General features: G+C 58.6%; 17 protein-coding genes and 1 tRNA gene (1 of these 18 running past the window's edge). 10 read left to right on the forward strand and 8 right to left on the reverse strand.

The window, feature by feature from the left end:
• The first annotated feature begins 25 nt into the window (after positions 1-25).
• From ACSQ13_RS18195 to ACSQ13_RS18220, 6 genes are all read left to right on the forward strand, one after another.
• The gene (locus ACSQ13_RS18195) at positions 26-1,015 is read left to right on the forward strand and encodes a branched-chain amino acid ABC transporter permease (RefSeq protein WP_176249030.1); all 990 of its coding nucleotides are present in this window, start codon (positions 26-28) and stop codon (positions 1,013-1,015) included.
• An 87-nt stretch (positions 1,016-1,102) separates the two neighbouring features.
• Entirely contained in the window at positions 1,103-2,179 is a 1,077-nt protein-coding gene (locus tag ACSQ13_RS18200; protein ID WP_176249031.1) for a branched-chain amino acid ABC transporter permease, read from the forward strand.
• Between the two features lie 98 nt (positions 2,180-2,277).
• Positions 2,278-3,558: an ABC transporter substrate-binding protein gene (locus ACSQ13_RS18205; protein WP_176249067.1), complete on the forward strand. Its 1,281-nt coding sequence runs from the start codon at positions 2,278-2,280 to the stop codon at positions 3,556-3,558.
• Between the two features lie 75 nt (positions 3,559-3,633).
• The gene (locus tag ACSQ13_RS18210) at positions 3,634-4,470 is read left to right on the forward strand and encodes an ABC transporter ATP-binding protein (protein WP_176249032.1); all 837 of its coding nucleotides are present in this window, start codon (positions 3,634-3,636) and stop codon (positions 4,468-4,470) included.
• Between the two features lie 51 nt (positions 4,471-4,521).
• Complete coding sequence (locus ACSQ13_RS18215) at positions 4,522-5,748, forward strand: phenylacetate--CoA ligase family protein (RefSeq protein WP_176249033.1); 1,227 nt, start codon at positions 4,522-4,524, stop codon at positions 5,746-5,748.
• A 123-nt stretch (positions 5,749-5,871) separates the two neighbouring features.
• The gene (locus tag ACSQ13_RS18220; protein ID WP_176249034.1) at positions 5,872-7,542 is read left to right on the forward strand and encodes an ABC transporter permease; all 1,671 of its coding nucleotides are present in this window, start codon (positions 5,872-5,874) and stop codon (positions 7,540-7,542) included.
• 119 nt (positions 7,543-7,661) lie between these two features.
• Here ACSQ13_RS18220 and ACSQ13_RS18225 read toward each other — a convergent pair whose 3' ends face one another.
• The 5 genes from ACSQ13_RS18225 to ACSQ13_RS18245 all read right to left on the reverse strand — a co-directional run bounded on the left by ACSQ13_RS18225 (position 7,662) and on the right by ACSQ13_RS18245 (position 10,601).
• A complete protein-coding gene (locus ACSQ13_RS18225; RefSeq protein WP_176249035.1) occupies positions 7,662-8,678 on the reverse strand; it encodes a Fe(3+) ABC transporter substrate-binding protein in 1,017 nt (338 codons plus the stop codon).
• A gap of 138 nt (positions 8,679-8,816) precedes the next feature.
• Positions 8,817-9,683 carry a glutathione-dependent disulfide-bond oxidoreductase gene (gene yghU, locus ACSQ13_RS18230; protein ID WP_295511151.1) on the reverse strand — a complete coding sequence of 289 codons (867 nt, stop codon included), beginning with the start codon at positions 9,681-9,683 and terminating at the stop codon, positions 8,817-8,819.
• A gap of 102 nt (positions 9,684-9,785) precedes the next feature.
• Positions 9,786-10,154 (reverse strand): hypothetical protein, encoded by a 369-nt coding sequence (locus ACSQ13_RS18235; RefSeq protein WP_295511154.1) that lies wholly within the window; start codon positions 10,152-10,154, stop codon positions 9,786-9,788.
• Positions 10,155-10,323: 169 nt separating this feature from the next.
• The gene (ykgO, locus tag ACSQ13_RS18240) at positions 10,324-10,449 is read right to left on the reverse strand and encodes a type B 50S ribosomal protein L36 (RefSeq protein ID WP_005850168.1); all 126 of its coding nucleotides are present in this window, start codon (positions 10,447-10,449) and stop codon (positions 10,324-10,326) included.
• Positions 10,450-10,526: 77 nt separating this feature from the next.
• Positions 10,527-10,601 (reverse strand) — tRNA-Val (locus ACSQ13_RS18245).
• Positions 10,602-10,749: 148 nt separating this feature from the next.
• On the opposite strand from ACSQ13_RS18245, the gene ACSQ13_RS18250 reads away from it, so the two are divergent.
• Positions 10,750-11,610: an N-formylglutamate amidohydrolase gene (locus ACSQ13_RS18250; RefSeq protein WP_176249038.1), complete on the forward strand. Its 861-nt coding sequence runs from the start codon at positions 10,750-10,752 to the stop codon at positions 11,608-11,610.
• 9 nt (positions 11,611-11,619) lie between these two features.
• Here the strand turns inward: ACSQ13_RS18250 and ACSQ13_RS18255 are convergent, their stop codons facing one another.
• Positions 11,620-12,873 carry a DNA polymerase IV gene (locus ACSQ13_RS18255; RefSeq protein WP_295511156.1) on the reverse strand — a complete coding sequence of 418 codons (1,254 nt, stop codon included), beginning with the start codon at positions 12,871-12,873 and terminating at the stop codon, positions 11,620-11,622.
• A gap of 60 nt (positions 12,874-12,933) precedes the next feature.
• Here ACSQ13_RS18255 and ACSQ13_RS18260 point away from each other — a divergent pair, with 60 nt between their 5' ends.
• Complete coding sequence (locus ACSQ13_RS18260; RefSeq protein ID WP_295511159.1) at positions 12,934-13,377, forward strand: NUDIX hydrolase; 444 nt, start codon at positions 12,934-12,936, stop codon at positions 13,375-13,377.
• Positions 13,378-13,528: 151 nt separating this feature from the next.
• Here ACSQ13_RS18260 and pyrF read toward each other — a convergent pair whose 3' ends face one another.
• Positions 13,529-14,218, reverse strand: a complete 690-nt coding sequence (gene pyrF / locus ACSQ13_RS18265; RefSeq protein WP_295511162.1) for an orotidine-5'-phosphate decarboxylase — start codon at positions 14,216-14,218, stop codon at positions 13,529-13,531.
• Positions 14,219-14,441: 223 nt separating this feature from the next.
• Positions 14,442-14,756 carry an orotidine 5-phosphate decarboxylase gene (locus ACSQ13_RS18270; RefSeq protein ID WP_295511164.1) on the reverse strand — a complete coding sequence of 105 codons (315 nt, stop codon included), beginning with the start codon at positions 14,754-14,756 and terminating at the stop codon, positions 14,442-14,444.
• Between the two features lie 412 nt (positions 14,757-15,168).
• Here ACSQ13_RS18270 and clpB point away from each other — a divergent pair, with 412 nt between their 5' ends.
• Together clpB and msrP are read left to right on the forward strand one after the other, a co-directional pair.
• On the forward strand, positions 15,169-17,784 hold the full coding sequence (gene clpB / locus ACSQ13_RS18275; protein ID WP_176249042.1) for an ATP-dependent chaperone ClpB: 2,616 nt from the start codon (positions 15,169-15,171) through the stop codon (positions 17,782-17,784).
• Positions 17,785-17,947: 163 nt separating this feature from the next.
• On the forward strand, positions 17,948-18,491 hold the 5' portion of the coding sequence (msrP, locus tag ACSQ13_RS18280; protein WP_295511168.1) for a protein-methionine-sulfoxide reductase catalytic subunit MsrP. Its footprint extends 365 nt past the window's final position; only the first 544 of its 909 coding nucleotides appear in the window; its start codon is at positions 17,948-17,950; its stop codon lies beyond the right edge, outside the window.

The following is an 18,491-nucleotide window of genomic DNA, read 5'->3' on the forward strand; positions in this document are numbered from 1 at the left end:
AACTTTGCGAACTGGAGGGTCTGATATGCCTGAGCAACTGGCCTTTGCCCTAGAGGTAACCGCGAACGGTCTGATGGCGGGGGTGCTTTATGCGCTTGTCGCGTTGGGTTTTGTTCTAATTTACAAAGCATCCGGCATTTTTAACTATGCCCAAGGCGTTATGGCGCTTTTTGCGGCGCTGACGCTGGCCGGGATCATGGACGGGCAGGTGCCCTTCAGCCACTTGATCAACGCCGTGTTCGGCACCGATGTGCATCACTTTGGCTGGAACGTTCCGGCGTTTCTGGCGATTTTGCTGACCATGGTGGTGATGATCGCGCTGGCCTATGTCGTGCAGCGCTTGGTGTTCCGCCATCTGGTTGGCCAAGAGCCGATAATCTTGTTCATGGCGACCATCGGTCTGGCCTATTTCCTTGAAGGCGTCGGCGATCTGATGTGGGGGTCTGACATCAAATCAATGGATGTGGGCCTGCCGCAGGGCATCAACACATGGATCGACGAGACCACGTTCGAGGTCTTGGGCTACGGCTTCTTTATCGACAACCTTGATATTGTCGCGAGCATCATCGCCGCGTTGCTGGTCATCGGGTTGGTCATGTTCGCGCAATATACCAAGCAGGGCCGCGCCATGCGGGCTGTGGCGGATGACCATCAGGCGGCCTTGTCGGTCGGGGTTTCGCTGAACTTTATCTGGATCCTTGTGTGGTCGCTGGCCGGGTTTGTCGCCCTTGTGGCCGGCATCATGTGGGGCACGAAATCGGGCGTGCAGTTTTCGCTGTCGCTGATCGCGTTGAAGGCTTTGCCGGTGTTGATGCTGGGCGGGTTCACCTCGATCCCCGGTGCGATCGTCGGTGGTTTGATCATCGGTGTGGGTGAGAAACTGTTCGAATTCCTGATTGGCGCGCCCTTCCTTGGCGGTGCGACCGAGAACTGGTTTGCCTATATGCTGGCGCTGATTTTCCTCGTGTTCCGTCCGCAGGGTCTATTTGGGGAGAAGATCATTGAACGTGTGTAGCCATGGCAATCGTCGGATCGGGGCTCTGCCAATGTGTATCGTTCGGGCCCCAGGATTTAAAACCATTTGGAATGAGGAGCGCGTCTGATGCTTTATCGTGAATCAGGGGATTTCAGCTCCACCTATGCAGAAGACAGCCAGACGTTTCCGATCAAGTTTGACCGGTACCGCTATTACTTTGTGCTGTTTGTCGCCATTTTCGTGATCCCGTTCATGATCAACGACTATTGGGTGAATTCGCTTTTCCTGCCGTTTCTGATCTATGCCATCGCGGCGATCGGGTTGAATATTCTGGTGGGGTATTGCGGGCAGGTAAGCTTGGGTACCGGTGGTTTCATGGCGGTGGGGGCCTATGCCTGCTACAAGCTGATGACCAGCTTTCCCGATGTGAGCATGCTGGTGCATGTCTTGCTGTCGGGTCTGATTACGGCTGCGGTTGGTGTGCTGTTCGGTTTGCCGTCACTGCGGATCAAGGGGTTCTATCTGGCGGTGGCGACACTGGCGGCGCAGTTCTTTCTTGTGTGGCTGTTCAACCGGGTGCCGTGGTTTTACAACTATTCGGCATCGGGTCAGATCAGCGCACCCGAGCGTACCTTTCTGGGCATCAACATCACCGGCGCGAATACCCAAGCCTGGGCGACCTATCTGTTCTGTCTGATGTTCGTGATCTTTAGCGCCTATGTCGCACGCAACCTGACCCGCGGGTCGGTGGGGCGCAAATGGATGGCGATCCGTGACATGGATATCGCGGCTGAAATCATCGGCGTGAACCCGTTGCGGGCCAAGCTGACGGCCTTTGCGGTTTCGTCGTTCTTTATCGGCATCTCGGGCGCACTGTTCTTTTCGATCTATCTGGGCGCTGTCGAGGTTGGCGAAGTGTTCGGTATCCAGAAATCATTCCTGGTGTTGTTCATGATCATCATCGGCGGGCTGGGGTCCATCTTTGGCAGCTTTGCCGGGGCCGCGTTTCTGGTGCTGCTGCCGGTCGTGCTCAAGATCGTTGGCGTGGACTGGCTGGGCTGGCCCACGGATATCGTGGCGCATTTGCAGCTTGTGATCGTCGGGGGGCTGATTATCGTGTTCCTGATCGCAGAACCGCACGGCCTTGCCCAACTGTGGCGCGTCGCCAAGGAAAAACTGAGATTGTGGCCCTTCCCGCACTAGGGGACGGCACATGGTGGGGGAGGAGACCCACGCCGAAGAAGACGACCGGGCAAACCCGGCACTATCGGACATATCCAAGGGAGGAAACACCGATGAACATGAAACTGAAACTGACCACACTGGCGCTTGGCGTCACATTGGCCGCAGGCCCGGCAATGGCAGAGCTTGTCTTTCCATCGTTGAGCTACCGCACCGGCCCCTACGCCGCAAACGGTATCCCCTTCGCGGATGGCTATGCGGATTATTTCACGCTGCTGAACGAGCGTGATGGTGGCATCGGTGGCGAACCGATCCGCATGATCGAATGCGAAACCGGCTATAACACCGAAAAAGGTGTGGAATGCTATGAAAGCACCAAAGGCGAAGGCGCTTTGGTTTATCAGCCGCTGTCCACAGGCATCACCTATCAGCTGATCCCCAAAGCGACCGCTGACGGCATTCCTGTCCACTCGATGGGCTATGGCCGCACATCCGCCAAAGACGGCGCTGTGTTCAAGAACATCTTTAACTACCCTGCGAACTACTGGGATGGCGCATCGGTCGCGATCAAGCACCTGCTGGACGTGAACGGTGGCAGCCTTGAGGGCAAGAAGATCGCTTTGGTCTATCACAACTCTGCCTACGGCAAAGAGCCGATCCGCACCCTGGAAGAGCTGAGCAAGAAGCACGGTTTTGAACTGTCCTTGCTGCCCGTTGACCACCCCGGTCAGGAGCAGAAATCGCAGTGGCTGCAAATCCGCCGCGAAAAGCCTGACAACGTGATCATGTACGGCTGGGGCGTTATGAACCAGGTTGCCGTTCAGGAAGCGGCGAACATCCGTTACCCGATGGACCAGTTCATCGGCATCTGGTGGTCCGGTTCTGAAAACGACGTGCGTCCAGCGGGCGAAGCGGCCAATGGCTACAAAGCGTTGACATTCCACAACGTGGGCAGCGACTTCCCCGTCTTTGCGGACATCCAGAAGTTTGTTGTTGATGCGGGCAAAGCTGCCGGTGCGGGCGACCAGATCGGTACCGCTTTGTACAACCGTGGTCTCTATGCCGCGATGTTGGCTGCCGAAGCTGCGAAAACAGCCCAAGGCATCCACAACACAACGGCGCTGACACCTGCACAGATGCGTGACGGTATGGAAGCACTGGAAATCACCGAAGCGAAGATGGCCGGATTGGGTCTGCCGAACTTTGGTCCCGAGTTCAGTGTTTCTTGCGAAAACCACGGTGGTAACGGTCTTGTTGCCGTATCCCAGTGGGATGCAGCGGCTGACAGCTGGAGCCTGATCACAGGTTACGAGCAGTCCGACCAGGACGTGCTGACACCGCTGATCGAAGAAGACGCAGCGGCCTTTGCAGCTGAAACCGGCATCACACCGGGCTGCTAAGCCAAGCCTTTGACTTGGGATGCGGCGGCCCGTTTCGCCGCATCCCGACAACCGCCATCTATGAAAGAGACACCCATGCTGGACGCCACCCCAACGCCCGACGCGCAGGTCGAGACCCTTCTTGAGGTCAACAATATCGAAGTGATCTATAACTCGGTCATTCTGGTGCTCAAAGGCGTGAGCCTGAAGGTCCCCAAGGGCGGTATCACGGCTTTGCTTGGCGGCAACGGCGCGGGCAAGACGACGACGCTCAAGGCGATTTCGAACCTGCTGCACTCCGAACGCGGCGAAGTCACCAAAGGGTCGATCAAATACCGTGACGAACCGGTGCATAGATCCGACCCCGCCGACATGGTCAAACGCGGTGTCGTGCAGGTCATGGAAGGCCGGCATTGTTTCGAACACCTCACCATCGAAGAGAACCTGCTGACCGGGGCCTATACCCGCAGTGACGGCAAGGCCGCGATCGCGCGTGATCTCGAGATGGTTTATGAATATTTCCCGCGTCTGCGCGAACGGCGCAAATCCCAGGCGGGCTATACCTCGGGCGGTGAACAACAGATGTGCGCGATTGGCCGCGCCCTGATGTCACGCCCCGAAACGATCCTGCTGGACGAACCCTCCATGGGTCTGGCCCCGCAGTTGGTCGAACAGATTTTCGAGATCGTGAAGTCGGTAAACGAACAGGAAGGCGTGACTTTCCTGCTGGCTGAACAGAACACCAACGTGGCGTTGCGCTTTGCCCATTACGGATACATCCTTGAATCCGGTCGTGTCGTGATGGACGGCCCCGCCGCTGACTTGCGCGAAAATCAGGACGTCAAGGAATTCTACCTCGGCATGTCCGACGAAGGCCGCAAATCTTTCCGCGACGTGCGCAGCTACCGCCGCCGCAAGCGCTGGCTCAGCTAACCCGACCCTTGCCACCGATCCTGACCTTCACATGAATTGCGAGTAAGCAACATGGCACAGACGTCCCACTTCGATGAGCTTGAGACCCGCAGCGCCGCAGCGCGCGCCGCCGATCTTGCGCAGGCCTTGCCCGCACAGATCGCCCGCGCCCAAGCCTTGCCGGGCTATGCCGGATCACTCGACGGGATCGACCCTGCGACCATCACCAGTGCTGACGCCCTTGCTGCCTTGCCGGTTCTGCGCAAATCCGAACTGGGCAAGGCACAAGCGACCTCGGCCCCCTTTGGCGGATTTACGACCAAACCTGCCCATGGCTTCACCCATGTGTTCCAATCGCCCGGCCCGATCTATGAACCCTCGTCTAACGCGCCCGACTGGTGGCGCATGGGCCGGTTCCTGCATGCGGTTGGCATCGGGGCGGGTGATATCGTGCAGAACTGCTTTGGCTATCACCTGACCCCTGCGGGCATGATCTTTGAATCCGGCGCGCAGGCTGTCGGGGCTGCCGTGCTGCCCGCAGGCACCGGCCAGACTGAACTTCAGGTGATCGCCGCGCGCGATGTCGGCACGACCGCCTATGCCGGCACGCCCGACTACCTCAAGATCATTCTCGAAAAAGCCGATGAAATGGGTGTGACCCTTGGCATCACCAAGGCGGCAGTCGGGGGCGGCGCGCTCTTCCCGTCCTTGCGCGACTATTACACCGGCCGCGGCATCACCTGCCTGCAAAGCTATGCGACCGCCGATCTGGGCAACATCGCCTATGAAACCCCCGCGATGGAGGGGATGATCGTCGATGAAAGCGTCATCGTCGAAATCGTCACGCCCGGCACGGGCAACCCCGTCCCCGCTGGCGAAGTCGGCGAAGTCATCGTGACCACGCTCAACCCCGACTACCCGTTGATCCGCTTTGCCACGGGCGACCTCAGCGCCGTCCTTCCGGGCACTTCGCCCTGTGGCCGTACCAATATGCGCATCAAAGGCTGGATGGGCCGCGCCGATCAAACCACCAAGATCAAAGGCATGTTTGTGCGCCCCGAACAGGTTGCCGCCCTTGTCGCCCACCACGCCGAGATCACCAAGGCCCGCGTCATCGCGAGCCGCGCCGGTGAACAAGACGTGATGACCGTGCAGATCGAAGCCACCGGCGGTGATGCTGACGCCTATGCGCAAACTGTGGTTGATGTGCTCAAACTCAAAGGCACGATCGTGATCGTCGACCCCGGCACCTTGCCCAAAGACGGCCTCGTTATCGAAGACCAACGCAGCTACGACTGATGGCACCCCTGTTCTCTGGCTCTTAAATATCCTCGCCGAAGGCGGCACCACGTCGCACCGGCCGGAACGATAATTTTGCGCAGCCCGCTGGTATTTCCGACTAAAATAGTCGAAACCGAACCTATGACATTGCGCCAGACAAACCCTGCTGAAACCCTTGTGAAAGCCCCCCGTGACGGGTTGCGCTTTCTTGCAGGCGTTGCCGTTGCGATTGCTGCGGCTTGTGCGCTGCCGATGCTGGCGGTGCTGCTGGCGGCCCTTGTGGGGGGCACCGAAACCGTGCGCCACCTGTTGGACACGGTTCTGCCCGCCTATGCCGGCACCACGTTGCTGCTGGTGGTTATCGTGGCGGGGGGGACATTTGCCTTGGGGGTGGGGGCTGCGTGGCTGGTCACGATGACCCGCTTTCCGGGGGCCAAGGTTCTCGAGATCGCTTTGGTTCTGCCGCTCGCCTTTCCCGCCTATGTGCTGGCCTATGCCTATACCCATGTGCTTGATCACCCCGGTATCGTGCAAACATCGCTGCGCGATGTGACCGGCTGGGGACCCCGCGATTACTGGTTCCCCGAGATCAGATCGCTGGGCGGTGCTGCGCTGATGCTGATCTTGGTGCTCTACCCTTATGTCTACCTGCTGGCCCGCGCCGCGTTCCTGCAGCAATCGGCCACGACATTCCTTGCCGCGCGTGCCTTGGGCAGCAGCGCGTGGGTGGCGTTCTACAAGGTCAGCTTGCCCCTGGCACGGCCTGCCATTGCGGGCGGCGTGTTGCTGGCGGTGATGGAGACGATCGCGGATTTCGGGACGGTTTCCTATTTCGGCGTCCAGACCTTTGCAACGGGCATCTATACCAGCTGGTTTTCCCTGTTCGACCGTGCCGGTGCCGCGCAACTGGCGCTGTGCCTGCTCAGCTTTGCGCTGCTGTTGGCGATGCTTGAGCGTATCCAGCGCGGCAAGGCGAAATACCACGACCCCTCGCGCCGCGCCGTGGCGATGCCACCGCTGCAACTGAACGGCTGGCGCGCGGCCGTGGCGTTGATTGCCTGTGGCGTGCCGGTGCTGTTGGGGGCTGCGCTGCCGGTTGTGATCCTGTTTTCAATGGGCATCGGCTCCGAGCAAGACCTGCTCAGCCCCCGCTACCTCGGGTTCATCCGCAACTCCGTCACGCTTGCGGGGATCGCTGCTGTGTTAACCGTGATGGCGGCGGTTTGCGTGGGGTTCTTTCAGCGGTTGCGTCCGGGCAAGCTGTCCAACGGCGCGGCCTATGTGGCGCGGTTGGGGTATGCGGTGCCGGGCGGTGTGATCGCCGTGGGCTTGCTGGTGCCCTTTGCGGCCTTTGACAACACGCTCGACGCATGGATGCGCAGCACCTTTGATATCTCGACAGGGTTGCTGGTCACGGGGTCGATCTGGCTGCTGGTCGCGGCCTATATGGTGCGGTTTCTGGCAGCGGCTTTGGGGGCTTACGAGGGCGGGCAATCGATGGTGCATGCGAATATGGATTCGGCGGCACGGTCCTTGGGTGAAACCCCGGTCGGCACCTTGCGGCGTGTGCATTTGCCGATCCTGTCGCCCAGTCTGTTGACGGCGCTGTTGATCGTGTTTGTGGACGTGATGAAGGAGCTACCCGCGACGCTGATCATGCGGCCCTTCAACTATGACACGCTTGCGGTGCAGGCCTACCGCCTGGCCAGTGATGAACGTCTGGACGGTGCTGCGGTGCCGTCGCTGGTGATTGTGGCGATGGGGCTGCTGCCGGTGATCCTGATCTGCCGGCAGGTCGGGCGGCAACGCTAGGGTCGCGGCCCGTACGGGGGTTCACTAACGGCACATATTTGGGTCTGGAAAAGCAAAAGGCCGCATCGACGCTGTGTCGATGCGGCCTTTTATCGTTCAATCAGGCGTGGGGGCGGGCGTTATTCCCAGCCCACCGCGTCAAAGATCTTTTGCGCTGCGGGGATGTTCTCCGCCACGTCGGAAAGGTTCACTTCATCCGCTTTGAATTCACCCAGCTTCGCGACTGATTCAGCCAGTTCGACCCCTTTGACCGCCGGGAATTCGTCGTTTCCGGTCGAGAAATAGACCTGCGCGCTGTCAGACGACAGGTATTCGAGGAACTTTACCGCGTTGTCACGGTTGGGCGCGTTGGCTGCGACGCCAGCCCCGGACAGGTTCATATGAGCGCCGGTGCCGTCCTGATCAGGGAAGACCCAGCCGATTTTGTCGATTTCAGCGCTGACGCCATCCACGTCGGTGCGCAGGGCGCGGGCAAAGTAATAGGTGTTGGATACGGCAATATCACATTCGCCGGACACCAGACCGCGCAGCTGGTCGGTGTCACCGCCCTGTGGTGCGCGGGCCATGTTGTCGACGACACCCTGCGCCCATGCGGTGGCTTTTTCTTCACCGTAATGCGTGACCATCGCCGCCAGCAACGTCTGGTTATATTCGTTGGAGGACGACCGGATACAAACCTTGCCCTTGAACGCAGGGTCGGCCAGTTCGAGATAGGTCATTGGCGGGGTATCGACGGTATCCTTGGCGTAAAAGACGATGCGGGAACGTTGCGAAAAGCCGAACCATTCATTGTCGCTGTCCTGGAGGTTTGCGGGAATGCGTTCCTCGAGGATGTCACTGTCGGTCGATTGCAGCAGGCCCATGTTCTTGGCGCGGCTCAGGCGGCTGGTGTCGACTGTCACAAGAATATCGGCGGGGGAATTCGCCCCTTCGGCCTGCATACGGGCCAGCAATTCGTCGGCTTTGCCTTCGATCCGGTTGATTGTGATGCCGGTTTGTTCGGTAAAGTCGGAGTAGAGTTTTTCATCCGTGTCGTAGTGACGCGAGGAATAAATGTTCAGCTGGCCTTCGGCAAAGGCGGGCAGGGCGGCTGAGGCCATGAGCGTGGCAACAAGAGCGGATTTAGTCAGGGTCATGAAAATGTCCATCTGTTTTTTAAAACTTACTAAATCAGTAAGAAACAGATTCGGCGCGGTGTTTCAAGGTATTCTTGACTAAAATACTTTGATAAGCGTTTTGCCGCGTTTATAGCAGCAAAACGCCGGTTTTCTGGTTCAGGAGCCGATCTTGTCCTGGGTCTTGGTGTCGAAATCGCTTGCGTCATGGCGTTCATGCAGCTGCATTTCGGGTTCGCCAAAGGGGCGATTGACCATGCGGCCGCGTGTAACGGCAGGGCGCGCGTCGATTGTCTGTGCCCATCTCATGACGTTTTTATAGGACGCCACATCAAGGAATTCGGCCGCTTCGTACAAACGGCCCAGCACCAATTGACCATACCACGCCCAAATCGCCATATCCGCGATTGAATAGTCGCCGGCCATATATTCGTTGTCGGCCAGGTGGCGGTCCAGCACATCAAGCTGGCGCTTGGTTTCCATCGCGAAACGGTCGATGCAATATTTGATCTTCACCGGCGCATAGGCATAGAAATGGCCAAAGCCACCGCCCAGATAGGGCGCGCTGCCCATTTGCCAGAACAGCCACGACATGCATTCGGTGCGCTGGCTTGGGTCTTTGGGCAGGAAGGCCCCGAATTTTTCTGCCAGATGCAGCATCATCGACGCAGATTCGAAAATCCGCTGCGGTTTGTCGCCGGAATGATCCATCATCGCCGGAATTTTTGAATTCGGGTTCACGTCAACAAAGCCGGACCCGAATTGATCACCCTCGCCGATGTTGATCAGCCACGCGTCGTATTCCGCGCCCTCGTGACCTGCGGCCAAAAGCTCTTCAAGCAGAACGGTGACTTTCACGCCGTTGGGGGTCGCCAGCGAATACAACTGGATCGGATGCTTGCCGATGGGCAGCTCTTTCTCGGATGTCGGACCCGCGACAGGACGGTTGATATTGGCGAATTTACCGCCGTTGCCTTTTTCCCATTCCCAGACGGCGGGGGGCGTGTAGTCGGGCAGATCGGTCATGGAGGTCCCTCTCGGTTCAGAATTCTATGTCTGACAGGAACCTAGGCTGTGTGAGAGGGAGCGCAAGGGTGGCCGACGGATTAGTGGGGGAATGTCTGCTGGCTAAAGCGGCTCGTTCTGCCGCCGGGCCCGATGCCTTGCTTCGCGCAGGAAAAACAATGCGGATAATATCGCGGCCCCGAGAACGACTGCCACGTAGGCGGGGCTGAAACTGCCCGGAAACAAGAACCAGGCGATCGAAAGAATAAGGAAAAACGTAGCGAAAATTGAGGTTTTGGGCCCGACGAAGTAGAATAGGGCGATAGTTGCCAACCCCTGAACGCTGAGAAAAATCCATAGATAATAAAGCATTATCCCAAAACTGACACCACGCGGTCTGCCCCATAGAGAAAGCGCGACATCGTTGATGATCGCAAGGCAGAGGCTGTTCAAAACCGCCAGTATCAAGATTTTTAAAAGGTGCGTTTTCAAGAAGCGATCCGTTCTTGGGTCAGGTGGAAAACATCAGGTGTGGCTTGGATTTTGTCAGCTTGCCCGCGCAACACAATAGGCGGCTTTGTCCGCATGTCCGATATTTCACCCCCAAACGAAAAAAGCCGTCCCCGAAGGAACGGCCTTTCTAACTGGATGCGAGCAGTTCTTAACCCTGGCGGGCTTTGAACCGGCGCTGCGTTTTGTTGATCACGTAAACGCGGCCTTTGCGACGCACAACGCGGCAGTCACGGTGCCGGTTTTTGAGCGAGCGGAGCGAATTGCGAACCTTCATGGTCGTTCTCCTTTGTCGTGGCGCGGGCCAGCGCCGGGTTGCGGGCAGTCCAGCGAGTGCTGGACCAATGAATTAGGTGGTGGGCGATACTGGGATCGAACCAGTGACCCCTTCGATGTCAACGAAGTGCTCTACCGCTGAGCTAATCACCCCCTATGTAGCCCGAAAGCCTGCCCCCCAACAAAAAAGGGGCGCAAATTTCCGCGCCGATAGGGGGGCTATAAATAGAGTCGCAGGTATGATCAAGGGGTTTTGGCTTTGTAAAAACATGCGCTATGTTGGTTTTTGAAAGGAGCTTGCATGTCACAGGTCGCTTACGAAGTCATTCACCCTGACCGGAACCGCTCTTGTGTGGTGTTTGCGTCCCCTCATTCGGGCCGTAATTACAGCTTTTCCTTCCTGTCTTCCACAGTTTTGGACGATCATGCGATCCGTTCGTCCGAGGATGCTTTCGTTGATTTGTTGTTCAATGCAGCCCCTGAATATGGCGCGCCTTTTCTTATGGCGGGCGTGCCGCGGGCCTATGTCGACCTGAATCGCGCCTGCGAAGAACTGGACCCCGCCCTGATCGAAGGGGTGCGCAGGCAGGGGCATAATCCGCGTGTTGCCTCTGGTCTTGGGGTGATTCCACGGGTTGTTGCGAATGGTCGCGGGATTTACTGCGGCAAAATATCCCTCGAAGAGGCCGAGAAACGTATCGATTCTTATTGGCGTCCTTATCACGCGATGCTGCAACAATTGCTGGGCGCGGCGCATCAGCGACATGGCCAGGCCGTATTGGTCGACTGCCATTCGATGCCGCACGAGGCGATGGACGGCGTTGCCTTGCGCGGGATGAAGCGGCCCGATGTGGTGATTGGCGACCGTTTTGGCGCAGCAGCCAGTGGCGATGTGGTGGACCGGATCGAGGCCGCCTTTACCGCTGCGGGGTTCAACGTGACCCGCAACACGCCCTTTGCCGGGGCCTATATCACGCAGACCTACGGGCGGCCGTCGCGGGGGCAGCATGCGGTGCAGATCGAACTGGACCGGTCGCTTTATATGAACGAAGCACTGGTGCGCCCGAATGAAAATTTCGAGACCGTGCAAAAGGCGCTGCAAGCGGTCGTCGCTGAAATTGCACAGATCGGCCAGGGGCGCGTCCCGCTGGCGGCTGAGTAACCAGCGTAATCAGCGCAGCGCGCGGCCTTTGACGATCGCCTTGTCGCCAAACCGGTTCCGGATCGCATCCGTTGCGCGCTCTGCCTTGCTGCGGCGGGTGGCATCGGGGTCCAGCAGGTCACCCGACAGATCGGCACCATCGGCATCACTCAGGTCCGAGATACCGCAGCCCAGCAGGCGAAAGGGGCCGGGGTCGTTCAACTGATCAAACAGCCCGCGCGCTGTGCGGTAGATACGGTCGGCCAGCTGCGTCGGGTCATATAGCGACACCCGCCGCGTAATCAGCGAGAAATCGGCGCGTTTGAGCTTGAGGACAACAACCCGCCCCGCAAGGTTCTTGGCCTTGGCGCGGTCCGCCACCTTTTGCGCCATGCGCCACAGATGGCCGTCCAGCAGGTCGGGGTCTGAGGTGTCGTCGTTAAAGGTGGTCTCGTTGCTGATCGACTTTATCGGCTCTTGAGAAGACACGCGCCGTTTGTCCTGACCCCGCGCAAGATGCCACAGACGGTCACCCATGCTGCCAAAGCGGGCGATCAGATCGGTTTGTTCCCATCGCAACAGGTCCGAGAAGGTCTGAATGCCCGCCTTGTTCAGCGATGCGAGCGTGGCAGCACCGACACCCCAGATCATGCTGACGGGTTTGTCTTTCAGGAATGTCATCGTTTCGGCCTGACCGATCACAGAAAACCCGTGGGGTTTGTCCAGATCAGATGCGACCTTGGCCAGAAACTTGTTATGCGACAGGCCGATTGATCCGGTCAGGCCAAGTTCGGTTTTCATCCGCCGGACCAGCTTTGCGAGCATGACGGCGGGCGGGGCACCGTGCAGTTTGGTGGTGCCGGTCATATCCAGAAATGCTTCGTCCAGCGACAGGGGTTGGATCGCGGGGGTCAGTTCCTCCATCATGGTGCGGATGGCGCGGGACGCTTCGACATAGGCATCCATGCGCGGCGTGATGATCACCGCCTCGGGGCACAGCTTTAGCGCCTGAAACATCGGCATCGCCGATCGCACCCCCTTGATCCGGGCGATGTAGCAGGCGGTCGATACCACACCGCGCCGCCCGCCGCCGATGATGACGGGCTTGCCGTTCAGAGCAGGATTGTCGCGTTTTTCGACCGACGCATAGAAAGCATCGCAATCCATATGCGCGATCGACAGATCAAACAGTTCGGGGTGTGATGTCACACGGGGGCTGCCACAGGCCGGGCAGCGGCGCGCGGGTGTGATTTGGGACAGGCAATCGCGGCAAAGAGCGGGCATAAGGGGTTTTGGGGCCTACGGATGATCCACACAAGATAACGCAGGAGCAAGCGCTTGAACATGGCATTTGGCGGCGCAAAGATCGCTTTGTATCTGGGGGACCGGTTGGTTGTCATCCTGCGCGATGACCACAAGGGGCTGCCGTTTGCGGGTTGCTGGGATTTGCCGGGCGGTGGTCGTGAGGGGCGCGAAGCCCCGTTCGATTGTGTTCAGCGCGAGTGTTTCGAAGAGCTGGGACTGATGCTGCCGAAGGCCGCGATTGTCTGGCAGCGGGCCTTCGTGCAACGCGGTGTAACCAATTGGTTTTTCGTCGGGCACCTGCCTGCGGCCACTTCTGATGCGATTGTTTTCGGCGACGAAGGCCAGTGTTGGAAGTTGATGACGGATGCCGATTATATCGCCCATGAACGAGCCGTGCCGACTTTCCAGCACCGCCTACGGTTGTACCTGCTTCGAGAGGGAGGGGAGGGAAAGAACCCCCCGCAACGCTGCGGGGGGAGGTGACGAACATCAGGAAGAACCTGTTCGTCGGGGAGTATCAACAAAGTAAGGTTGCCATACCAATGGGTTTCTACAAAGACAGAATTCCCGTTTTGCGACTGTAAAAATTGTTCTGTTACCGAATTAACACAGTCAATAGCTTGTCTCGGCGGTCTTAGGGAAGCTCGGCCAGTACGGCGCGCGCGGCGGCGCTTGGGTCTTCGGATTGCCAGATAGGGCGGCCAACCACGATGTGATCCGCGCCGTCCTTGATGGCCTGATGCGGGGTGGCCACACGCTTTTGGTCGCCCAATGCAGCCCCTTGGGGGCGCACGCCGGGGGTGACGATCAACCGGCCTGCCGCCTCGGGCAATGCGCGGATCAGCGCGGCTTCCTGGGGGGATGCGATCACGCCATCTGCACCGGCGTCAAAGGCGCGGCCCGCACGGGTGGCGACCAGATCGGGAATATCGCCTTGCTGGATCAGGGCGGCGTCAAGGTCGGCGCGGTCCAGCGAGGTCAGGATCGTCACGGCAAGGATCTTGGTGCGCGACCCTGCGGCACCTTCCATTGCGGCGCGCACCACATGGGGGTCGCCATGGACCGTCAGAAAATCCAGATCAAACTGGGCCAGACCGCGCACCGCAGCTTCGACAGTTGCACCGATGTCGAACAGCTTCATGTCCAGAAAGATGCGTTTGCCATGTTCCTGGATCAGCTCGTTGGCAAGGCCAAGGCCGCCGCCGGTCAGCATCCCCAGACCGATTTTGTAAAACCCGACGCTGTCGCCCAGCTTCTGGGCAAGCTCCATCCCCGCAACAGCGTGAGGAACATCAAGGGCTACGATTAGGCGATCATCAGACATGGGGGCACTCCGTGCTTTTGGGGCATTGGCAAACGGATGTGCTTTACGGTGCCCCGTTGTCAGAGTCCATTGGAATGAAAAAAGACCCGGAAAACGCGGCAGGCGTTTCCCGGGTTCAGTGGTCAGAGACTGTGCAGGCAGGCAGATGTCTCTGGCGTTGCGGATTTTGTACCGGGGCGGGTACAAAGGCAGGTCCGCAAATCAAAAATCCGAGGCGACTATGCTAGGCGGCGCGCAGGCCGGGTAGCGTCACAACATGGGCAAGCCACGCCTTGGCGTCGAACCGCGGGCGACCTGCGCGCGGGGCCGGTGACTGGATCTGCAATTCGCTATAAATCCCGCCGCGCGACATATGGCGACGTACGGCTTGTTTGCTCAGGCCAGCGGCTGCGTCTGCGAATGACGTCGAAATCGGGGCGTTGATCGAACAGGCATATTTGCGAGAGCAGTCGCCGTCATGCACTGTCACCAGCGCCTCAAAGCATTGCTCGGCCGCGTTATAGATTACGTCGTTCATCTGAATTGGGCGCGTCTGCATGTGTCGTACCTCATTGATTCCGTAAGTCTGTCGTCGTTTCGAAGCGGTGGTTTTCTGGGGCTTCGAAATGGAAACGCACCTGTGGCTAAAAAGTTCCATTCACCCCCGTTGTCTGTGTGGATAAATATAAATTTCACATTAAAAACAGTCAATTGAGGCGGCTTGAGTTTTCACTTGCCATAGGCGGTTTTTTGCGAAACGCGGTTTTAAGTGAATGTTTCCAACCACTTCGTTTCTGGGCCATTTTTCGCTGATCATGATGTCGGGCTAAAATCGGGGGCGGATATTATTGTAAGACTGTCCTCTTGAAACGCGCGCGCTTAGACCTTTGATTTAGGTCAAGGCCCACACAACGGCGTGCTGCTATTCAGGCGTCAATGCGAACGGGCGCTTATTTGAAAAGGAGAGAACCATGGACTTGAGCAAGTTCACGGAGAGATCACGCGGCTTTATTCAGGCCGCCCAGACGATTGCGACCCGCGAAAGCCACCAAAGGCTGACGCCAGAGCATCTGCTCAAAGCCTTGATGGATGACGATCAGGGGCTCGCGAGCAATCTGATTTCGGCGTCTGGCGGTAATCCGGCCAGAGTGGTCGAAGCGTTGACGCTGTCGCTGGGTAAGATGCCCAAAGTGACTGGCGATGCCGCGCAGGTCTATCTTGATAACGCCACAGCCAAAGTTCTGGCCGAGGCAGAGGCGCTGGCCAAAAAGGCGGGCGACAGCTTTGTGCCGGTTGAACGCATTCTGATGGCGATGTGCATGGTCAAGTCGGGCGCGAAAGATGCGTTGGACAATGGCAAGGTGTCAGCCCAAGCGCTGAACACCGCGATCAATGATGTGCGCAAAGGCCGTACAGCCGACACGGCAAGTGCCGAAGAAGGCTATGACGCGCTCAAGAAATACAGTCTTGATCTGACCGAACGTGCCCGCGAAGGCAAAATCGACCCGATCATTGGCCGGGACGAAGAAATTCGCCGCGCCATGCAGGTGCTGAGCCGTCGGACCAAGAACAACCCGGTTCTGATCGGTGAGCCCGGCGTGGGTAAAACGGCAATTGCCGAAGGTCTGGCCTTGCGGATCGTGGATGGTGACGTGCCTGAAAGCCTGCGCAACAAACGTCTGCTTGCGCTCGATATGGGGGCGCTGATTGCTGGCGCGAAATATCGCGGTGAATTCGAGGAACGCCTGAAAGCCGTCCTGACTGAAGTGACCGAAGCCGCGGGCGAAGTGATCTTGTTCATCGACGAAATGCACACGCTTGTCGGTGCGGGCAAAGGTGAGGGCGCAATGGATGCGGCCAACCTGATCAAGCCTGCGTTGGCGCGCGGTGAACTGCATTGTATCGGTGCGACCACTCTTGATGAATACCGTAAATATGTCGAAAAAGACGCGGCCCTTGCCCGGCGGTTCCAGCCCGTAATGGTAGAGGAGCCTACGGTCGAAGACACGATCAGCATTTTGCGTGGTATTAAAGAAAAGTATGAACTGCACCACGGTGTGCGGATCAGTGACAGCGCCCTGGTGGCGGCGGCGACCTTGTCGCACCGCTATATCACCGATCGTTTCCTGCCTGATAAGGCGATTGACCTGATGGACGAAGCCGCCAGCCGTTTGCGGATGGAAGTCGACAGCAAGCCCGAAGAGTTGGACGCGCTGGACCGTCAGATCATGCAGCTTCAGATCGAAGCCGAGGCGTTGAAGAAAGAAGATGACGTCGCCAGCAAGGATCGCCTTGAGAAGCTCGAGAAAGAGCTGGGCGATTATCAGGAAAAAGCCGATGCGATGACCGCGCAATGGCAAGGGGAGCGCGACCGTCTTGAAGGTGCGCGCGAGCTGAAGGAAAAGCTGGACCGTGCGCGGGCCGAGTTGGAGATCGCCAAGCGCGAAGGCAATTTGGCCAAGGCCGGAGAGCTGTCTTATGGCGTCATTCCCGATTTGGAGCGTCAGTTGGGCGAAGCCGAGGAAAGCGAAACCGATGTGATGGTGGAAGAGGCGGTGCGCCCCGACCAGATCGCAAGTGTGGTTGAACGCTGGACAGGTATTCCTGCCGGCCGGATGCTGGAAGGCGAGCGGGACAAGCTGTTGCGCATGGAGGACCAGTTGCACAACCGTGTGATCGGTCAGAACCAGGCGGTGAAAGCTGTCGCAAACGCGGTACGCCGTGCGCGCGCCGGTCTGAATGACGAGGCGCGGCCTTTGGGCAGTTTCTTGTTCCTTGGACCAACAGGTGTGGGTAAGACCGAGCTAACCAAAGCCGTGGCCGAATTCCTGTTCGACGACGAAAACGCGATGGTGCGGATCGACATGTCTGAATTCATGGAGAAACACGCCGTGTCGCGCCTGATCGGTGCCCCTCCGGGCTATGTCGGGTATGACGAAGGCGGTGTGCTGACCGAAGCCGTGCGGCGCAGGCCCTATCAGGTTGTGCTGTTCGACGAGGTCGAAAAGGCGCATCCGGATGTGTTCAACGTGTTGTTGCAGGTTCTGGACGATGGTGTGCTGACCGATGGTCAGGGCCGCAAGGTTGATTTCAAACAGACCTTGATCGTGTTGACCAGCAACCTTGGTGCGCAGGCCCTGAGCCAGCTGCCCGAAGGTGGCGACATGGCGCAGGCCAAGCGCGAAGTGATGGATGCAGTGCGCGGGCACTTCCGGCCCGAGTTCCTGAACCGTCTGGATGAAACGATCATCTTTGACCGTCTGGCACGCGAGGACATGAACGGGATCGTCGATATCCAGATCGGCCGCCTGCTCAAGCGTCTTGCGGGTCGCAAGATCGGGCTTGAACTGGATGCGGGTGCCAAGCAGTGGCTTGCCGACGAAGGCTATGATCCGGTGTTCGGCGCGCGGCCTTTGAAGCGGGTGATCCAACGCGCGCTGCAAGATCCGCTGGCCGAGATGATCCTGGCCGGGGATGTGATGGACGGCGATCTGATCCCTGTGTCGGCTGGTGCTGACGGTTTGATCATCGGCGATAGGGTGGCTGCCAGCAACCGCCCCAAGCCGGACGAGGCGACGGTTCACTAAGCGCCACTATATATAGAGTATGAAAAGGGCCGTGGCAGTTGCTGCGGCCCTTTTGCATTGTGCTGACAATACGGTGTGATTGCTGAAATGTAGCCGCTTACCGTTTGGTCGATCCTGAACCGCGCACTACTTACTATGTATATAGATGTAAGGAGTGCCCCAAATGGCCAATCGCTGGATCAATACGCTTAAGGATAAAGACGTAACGCCCGAGGCCGCGTTCATGAACCGGCGGCAGATCATGGGTGGCGCATTGGCTGGTATCGGATTGGCGGGCATCAGCACCGGTGCAAGCGCCGCACCCGAGGGGCTTGAGCCGAACACCTATGAAGAAATCACTTCCTACAACAACTACTATGAATTCGGCACCGGCAAGGATGATCCGGCGAAATACGCCAAGGCGTTGACGATCGACCCGTGGACGGTCGAAATCGACGGCATGGTCGACAAACCCGGTGCCTATGCCTTCGAGGATATCCTCAAGGCGATGACCATCGAAGAGCGGCTGTATAAATTCCGCTGTGTCGAGGCATGGTCGATGGTTGTGCCGTGGAACGGGTTTGAACTGGCCGATCTGTTGAACATGGCCGGCGTGCAGTCGGGCGCGAAATATGTGGCGTTCGAGACGGCGCTCCGCCCCGACGAAATGCCTGGCGTGGCCTATCCTGTGCTGGACTGGCCCTATGTCGAAGGTCTGCGGTTGGACG

This window comes from Sulfitobacter sp. SH22, from assembly GCF_965641905.1.
In the GTDB taxonomy this organism is placed as follows: Bacteria; Pseudomonadota; Alphaproteobacteria; order Rhodobacterales; family Rhodobacteraceae; genus Sulfitobacter.

Coding starts and splice junctions, on each gene's coding strand:
- ACSQ13_RS18270 (WP_295511164.1), bottom strand. CDS start 14,756: ATGCAGACGCGCCCAATTCAGATGAACGACGTAATCTATAACGCGGCC.
- ACSQ13_RS18225 (WP_176249035.1), bottom strand. CDS start 8,678: ATGACCCTGACTAAATCCGCTCTTGTTGCCACGCTCATGGCCTCAGCC.
- ACSQ13_RS18260 (WP_295511159.1), top strand. CDS start 12,934: ATGGCATTTGGCGGCGCAAAGATCGCTTTGTATCTGGGGGACCGGTTG.
- pyrF (WP_295511162.1), bottom strand. CDS start 14,218: ATGTCTGATGATCGCCTAATCGTAGCCCTTGATGTTCCTCACGCTGTT.
- ACSQ13_RS18255 (WP_295511156.1), bottom strand. CDS start 12,873: ATGCCCGCTCTTTGCCGCGATTGCCTGTCCCAAATCACACCCGCGCGC.
- ACSQ13_RS18220 (WP_176249034.1), top strand. CDS start 5,872: ATGACATTGCGCCAGACAAACCCTGCTGAAACCCTTGTGAAAGCCCCC.
- ACSQ13_RS18210 (WP_176249032.1), top strand. CDS start 3,634: ATGCTGGACGCCACCCCAACGCCCGACGCGCAGGTCGAGACCCTTCTT.
- ACSQ13_RS18250 (WP_176249038.1), top strand. CDS start 10,750: ATGTCACAGGTCGCTTACGAAGTCATTCACCCTGACCGGAACCGCTCT.
- ACSQ13_RS18215 (WP_176249033.1), top strand. CDS start 4,522: ATGGCACAGACGTCCCACTTCGATGAGCTTGAGACCCGCAGCGCCGCA.
- yghU (WP_295511151.1), bottom strand. CDS start 9,683: ATGACCGATCTGCCCGACTACACGCCCCCCGCCGTCTGGGAATGGGAA.
- clpB (WP_176249042.1), top strand. CDS start 15,169: ATGGACTTGAGCAAGTTCACGGAGAGATCACGCGGCTTTATTCAGGCC.
- ACSQ13_RS18195 (WP_176249030.1), top strand. CDS start 26: ATGCCTGAGCAACTGGCCTTTGCCCTAGAGGTAACCGCGAACGGTCTG.
- ACSQ13_RS18205 (WP_176249067.1), top strand. CDS start 2,278: ATGAAACTGAAACTGACCACACTGGCGCTTGGCGTCACATTGGCCGCA.
- ACSQ13_RS18200 (WP_176249031.1), top strand. CDS start 1,103: ATGCTTTATCGTGAATCAGGGGATTTCAGCTCCACCTATGCAGAAGAC.
- ykgO (WP_005850168.1), bottom strand. CDS start 10,449: ATGAAGGTTCGCAATTCGCTCCGCTCGCTCAAAAACCGGCACCGTGAC.